This is a genomic window from Actinomadura rubrisoli, from assembly GCF_004349215.1.
Lineage (GTDB): Bacteria > Actinomycetota > Actinomycetes > Streptosporangiales > Streptosporangiaceae > Spirillospora > Spirillospora rubrisoli.
The window spans coordinates 1-6168 of record NZ_SMKU01000458.1; the positions used below are offsets into that span (position 1 = coordinate 1).

Annotated in this window: 2 protein-coding genes; both read left to right on the forward strand. The window is 77.0% G+C overall.

All coding sequences use genetic code 11. The features are described from left to right. The coding region (locus E1298_RS50920) for a type I polyketide synthase (protein ID WP_131903109.1) at window positions 1-5777 on the forward strand (5777 nt) is incomplete at its 5' end. Between the two features lie 10 nt (window positions 5778-5787). After that, window positions 5788-6168 (forward strand): beta-ketoacyl synthase N-terminal-like domain-containing protein (locus E1298_RS42800; protein WP_207945183.1); only part of this gene is annotated, 381 nt, incomplete at its 3' end.

The window sequence follows — 6168 nt, forward strand, 5'->3', positions numbered from 1 at the left end:
CCACCCCCACCGCCACCCAACTCCTCACCACCACACTCACCCACCACACACCCACACTCATCCCCGCGCAGATCGCGATGGCGCGGCTGCGCGGGCCGCTGCCGCCGATGCTGCGCGGGCTGGTGCGGACGCGCCGCTCCGCCGCCGCGGATGCCGTGCCGGAGCTGGCCGCGCTGCACGGTCCCGAGCTGGCCCGTGCCGTCCAGTCCCTGGTGCGGACGCAGGTGTCGACCGTCCTCGGCCACTCCGCCGCCGACGCCGTCGGTATGGAGCGCGCGTTCAAGGACCTGGGCTTCGACTCGCTGACCGCCGTCGAACTGCGCAACCGCCTCAACACCGCCACCGGCCTGCGCCTGTCGGCGACGCTGGTCTTCGACCATCCGACCCCCGGCGAGCTGGCCGCCCACCTGACGGGCGAGCTGGCCGGGAACCGGGCGCCGAAGGCCGGACGGAGGGTCGCGTCCGCCACGGGCGGCGACCCGATCGCGGTCGTCGCGATGGGCTGCCGGTTCCCCGGCGGCGTCGCGTCCGCCGATGGCCTGTGGGAGCTGGTCGCCTCCGGCACCGACGCGATCGGGGAGTTCCCGGCCGACCGGGGCTGGGACCTCGACCGGCTCTACGACGCCGACCCCGACCACACCGGCACCACTTACACCCGGCACGGCGGGTTCGTCCACGACGCCGCCGAGTTCGACGCGGCGTTCTTCGGCATGTCGCCCCGCGAGGCCCTCGCCACCGACCCGCAGCAGCGGCTGCTGCTGGAGACCGCCTGGCGGACGCTCGAACACGGCGGCATCGACCCGGCCTCGCTGCGGGGCTCCCGCACCGGCGTGTTCGCCGGGGTGATCCCCCAGCAGTACGGCGACGGCCTCCAGCAGGCGCCCGCCGACCTGGAGGGCTACCTGGCGACCGGCACCACCACCAGTGTCGCGTCCGGGCGGCTCTCCTACACCTTCGGGTTCGAGGGCCCCTCGGTCTCGATCGACACGGCCTGCTCGTCCTCGCTGGTGGCGCTCCACCTGGCCGCGCAGGCGCTCCGCAACGGCGAGTGCGACCTGGCGCTGGCGGGCGGCGCGACCGTGATGTCCAGCCCGGGGATCTTCGTGGAGCTGGGCCGGCAGCGGGCCCTGGCCCCCGATGGCCGGTGCCGGGCGTTCTCCGCCGACGCGGACGGCACCGGCTTCGCCGAGGGCGCGGGGCTCGTGCTCCTGGAGCGCCTGTCCGACGCCCGGCGCAACGGGCACCAGGTCCTCGCGGTCATCCGCGGCTCCGCCGTCAACCAGGACGGCGCGAGCAACGGCCTCACCGCCCCCAACGGCCCCTCCCAGCAGCGCGTCATCCAGGCGGCCCTGGAGGGCGCGGGACTCGGGCCCGCCGACGTCGACGCCGTGGAGGCGCACGGCACCGGCACGGCCCTCGGCGACCCGATCGAGGCGCAGGCGCTGCTCGCCGCCTACGGCCAGGACCGCGAGGCCCCGCTGTGGCTGGGCTCGGTGAAGTCCAACATCGGGCACACCCAGGCCGCCGCGGGCGTCGCCGCCGTCATCAAGATGGTCATGGCCCTGCGGCACGGCGTCCTCCCCCGGACCCTGCACGCCGACGAGCCCAGCGGCCACATCGACTGGGAGTCCGGCGCCGTTCGCCTCCTGACCGAGCAGGCCGCCTGGCCCGACCCGGGCCGCCCCCGCCGCGCCGGGGTGTCGTCGTTCGGCATCAGCGGCACCAACGCCCACGTCATCATCGAGCAGGCGCCCGCCTCGGGCGAGAGCGCGGCCGCGCCCCCGGATGAGGGCGACGGCGGCGCGGCGGTGGTGCCGTGGACGCTGTCGGCGCGGACCGAGTCGGCGGTGCGGGAGCAGGCGCGGCGGCTCGCCGAGCACGTGCGCGCGCGGCCGGAGGCGCGGCCGGGCGGGATCGCGCGGGCGCTGCTGGACGGACGGGCGCGGTTCGGGCACCGCGCGGCGGTGGTCGGCGGCGGACGGGACGAGCTGCTGGCCGGGCTCGACGCCCTCGCCGCCGGGCGGCCCTCGGAGCAGACCGTCACCGGCGTCCAGGGCGAGTCCGGCGGATCCGGCGGGGTCGTGTTCGTGTTCCCCGGGCAGGGCTCGCAGTGGACCGGCATGGCGACCGAGCTGCTGGCCGAGTCCCCGATCTTCCGTGACCGGATGCACGCCTGCGCCGAGGCGCTCGCCCCGCACGTCGGATGGTCGCTCACCGAGGAGTTGGCGGGGCCCCTCGACCGGGTGGAGGTCATCCAGCCCGCGCTGTGGGCCGTGATGGTCTCGCTCGCGGAGCTATGGCGGGCGCACGGCGTGCGGCCGGACGCGGTGATCGGCCACTCGCAGGGCGAGATCGCCGCCGCCCATGTCGCGGGAGCGCTGTCGCTGGAGGACTCCGCCAAGGTCGTGGCGCTGCGCAGCCGGGCGCTGACCGCGCTCGCGGGCAGCGGCGCGATGGCCTCGGTGGCGCTGCCCGCGGACGAGGTCCGCGCCCGGCTGGAGCCGTTCGGCGGCATGGTCACGGTGGCGGCCGTCAACGGGCCGTCCAGCACGGTCGTCGCGGGCGAGCCCGCCGCGGTCGACGAGGCCCTCGCGGCCTGCGCGGCGGACGGCGCCCGGACCCGGAAGGTCCCGGTGGACTACGCGTCGCACTCCCCGCACGTCGACGGGCTGCACGACGAGTTGCTCGGGCTGCTGTCCGGGCTGTCCCCGCGCACGAGCGACGTCGCCTTCCACTCCACGCTCACCGGCGGCCCCGTCGACACCGCGACCCTGGACGCGGGCTACTGGTTCCGCAACCTGCGGCACACCGTCCGGTTCCACGAGGCCGTCAAGGATCTCGTCGCGTCGGGGCACCGCACCTTCGTGGAGGCCAGCCCGCATCCGGTGCTGGTCTCCGACCTGCACGACACCCTCGACGCCGCGGGCGGCGGGGGGACCGTGGTGCCGACGCTGCGCCGCGAGCACGGCGGCCTGCGCCGCTTCGTGCTGTCGGCCGCCGAGGCCGCGATCGGGGACGTGCCCGTCGACTGGTCGCCGCTCGTGCCCGCCGCGGCGCACGCCGGGTTGCCGGGCTACCCGTTCGAGCGGGAGCGCTACTGGCTGATCCCCCGGCACGGCCGCGCCGGGGACCCCGGCGGCCTCGGCCTCACCCCGGGCTCGCACCCGATCGCCCTGGCCACCACCCGGCACCCGCTCCGGGACGAGCTGCTGCTGACCGGCAGCGTGTCGGTCCAGACCCATCCCTGGCTGGACGACCACGCCGTCCACGGCGTCCGGATCCTGCCCGGCACGGCCCTGCTCGACCTCGCCCTGCACGCCGGAGGGCTGCTCGGCCTCTCGTCCGTCGAGGACCTCACGCTGAGCGCCCCGCTGATGGTGCCGGAGACCGGATCCGTGCAGATCCAGGTCCTGGTCGGCGCCGTGGACGACACCGGCCGCCGCCCGCTGTCGATCCACGCCCGTTCCGCCGGGGAGGAGGACGCGGACTGGGCCGAGCACGCCGCGGGCTCCCTCGGCGGCACCCCGCCGCCCGAGGCCGGGGCCGGGGTCGGGCAGGGCGCGCAGGACGGGCAGAGCGGGCGGGGCGCCGTCCCGCCCGAGGGCGCCGAGACGGTCGACCTGACCGACGCCTACGAGCGGCTGGCCGACCACGGCTACCACTACGGCCCGTCCTTCCAGGGCCTGCGCGCGCTGCGGCGGGACGGCGCGGAGCTGTACGCCGAGATCAGCCTGCCCGCCGAGCCCGGCGGGCACGCCCTGCACCCCGCGCTGCTCGACGCCGCGCTGCACCCGCTGATCGTCGCGGCCGAGGCCGACGGGCCGCCGCGGGTGCCGTTCGCGTGGTCGGGGGTCCGGCTGCACTCCCTCGGCGCGGGCCCCGACCTGCGGGTCAGGCTCACCCCGCGCGGCGACGGCACCATCGGGCTCCTCGTCGAGGACGCGGCGGGCGGCCCGGTCCTGACGGTCGCCGCCCTCACGGTCAGGCCGGTGGGCGCCGACCTCCTCGCCTCGCGCGAGCGGCCGCTGTACGAGCCGGTCTGGGAGCCCCTCGCCGCTCCGACGGCGGCCGGGGGCGACGTCGCGGTCCTGACGGGGACGGGCCTCGGCGAGATCACCGGATCCCCCGGGATCGTCGTCGCGGCGATCCGCTCCGCCGAGACCCACCCCGTGACCGGGGCGCACGCGGCGGCCCTCGCGGCCCTGGAGCTCCTCCAAGCCTGGCTCGCCGATCCGCGCTTCGAGGAGGCCACGCTGGTCCTCGCCACGCACGGCGCGGTCGCCGCCGGGCCGGACGAGACCGTCCGCGACCTTCCCGGCGCGGCCGTCTGGGGCCTGCTGCGCTCCGCGCAGGCCGAGAACCCCGGCAGGTTCGTCCTCCTCGACACCGCCGACCCGGCCGCCGTCGCGGCCGCCGCGGTCGCGACCGGCGAACCCCAGCTCGCCCACCGCGACGGCCGGTTCCACGCGCTCCGCCTCGCCAAGGTGCGCGCCGTCCCGGCCCCGATGGAGGGCCTCGACGGCACCGTCCTGATCACCGGCGGCACCGGGACGCTCGGCGCGCTGGTCGCCCGCCATCTCGTCACCCGGCACGGCGCCCGGAGCCTGCTGCTGACCAGCAGGCGCGGCCCCGCCGCGCCTGGGGCAGGCGAGCTCGCGGCGGAGCTGCGCGGCCTGGGGGCCGAGGTGACGGTCACCTCGGCCGACGCCGCCGACCCGGGCGCGCTCGCCGAGGTGTTCGCCGGCCACCGGGTCACCGCCGTCGTCCACGCGGCCGGGACCATCGACGACGCCACCGTCGGCACGCTCCGGCCGGACGCGCTCGCCGCGGTGCTGCGGGCCAAGGCCGACACCGCCTGGAACCTGCACCGGCTGGCCGGGGACACCGCGGCGCTCATCCTGTTCTCCTCGGCGACCGGCGTCCTCGGCAGCCCCGCGCAGGCCAACTACGCCGCCGCCAACGCCTTCCTGGACGCCCTCGCCGTCCAGCGGCACGGCGCCGGGCTCCCGGGCGCGGCCCTGGCCTGGGGCCTGTGGGCGGAGATCAGCGCGATGACCCGGGACGCCGACCACGCCAGGGTGCGGCGCGGCGGGATCAGGCCGATGCCGTCCGAGGAGGCCCTGGAGCTGCTGGACCTCGCGCTGGCCGCTGGCCGCCCCGTCCTAGTGGCCGCCGCCCTGGAGCAGCCCGCGCTGCGCGCCATGGCCCGCGACGGCGTGCTGCCGCCGATCTTCCGGGGCCTGGTCCGGCCGCCGTCCGCGCGGCCCCCGATGGACGGCGCGGCGCTCGCCGGGCGGCTCGCGGGCCTCGCCGGGCCCGAGCGGTCCGCGCTGCTGGCCGAGCTGGTCAACGCCCAGATCGCCGGGGTGCTCGGGCACTCCTCGGCCGCCGCGATCGAACCCGACCTGGCGTTCAAGGACCTGGGGTTCGACTCGCTCACCGCCGTCGAGCTGCGCAACCGGCTGAACGCCCTGACCGGGCTGCGGCTCCCCGCCGCGACGATCTTCGACCATCCGACGCCCGCCGCGCTGACGGAGCTGCTGCTGTCGCGGCTCGTCCCGGAGGCGTCGTCCCCGGTGGCGGCGCTGCTCACCGACCTCGACCGGATCGGGTCCGCCCTGGCCCGGCTCGACCCGGCCGACCAGACCGCCGTCGGGGACCGGCTGCGGAGCCTCGCCCGCTCCGCCAACGGCCACGGCGGCACCGCGACGGCGGAACGGATCCAGTCCTCGACCGCCGAGGAGATCTTCGAGCTCATCGACAACGAACTGTCCTGAGGGGGCCGCCATGACCGAGAACGACAAGGACAAGCTCGTCGGCTATCTGAAGCGGGTGACGACCGAACTGGCCGCCGCCCGCGACGAGCTGCGCAAGGTGCGGGCCGAGCGCACCGAGCCGATCGCGATCGTCGCGGCGGGCTGCCGCTACCCCGGCGGCGTCGCCTCCCCGGAGGAGCTGTGGGAGCTGGTCGCCTCGGGGACCGACGCGGTCGGCGCCTTCCCCGGCGACCGCGGCTGGGACGTCGAGGCGCTCTACTGCGCCGATCCGGAACGGCTCGGCACGAGCTACACCACCAGCGGCGGCTTCCTGGAGGACGCCGGGGACTTCGACGCCGCGTTCTTCGGCATGTCCCCCCGCGAAGCCCTCGCCACCGACCCCCAGCAACGC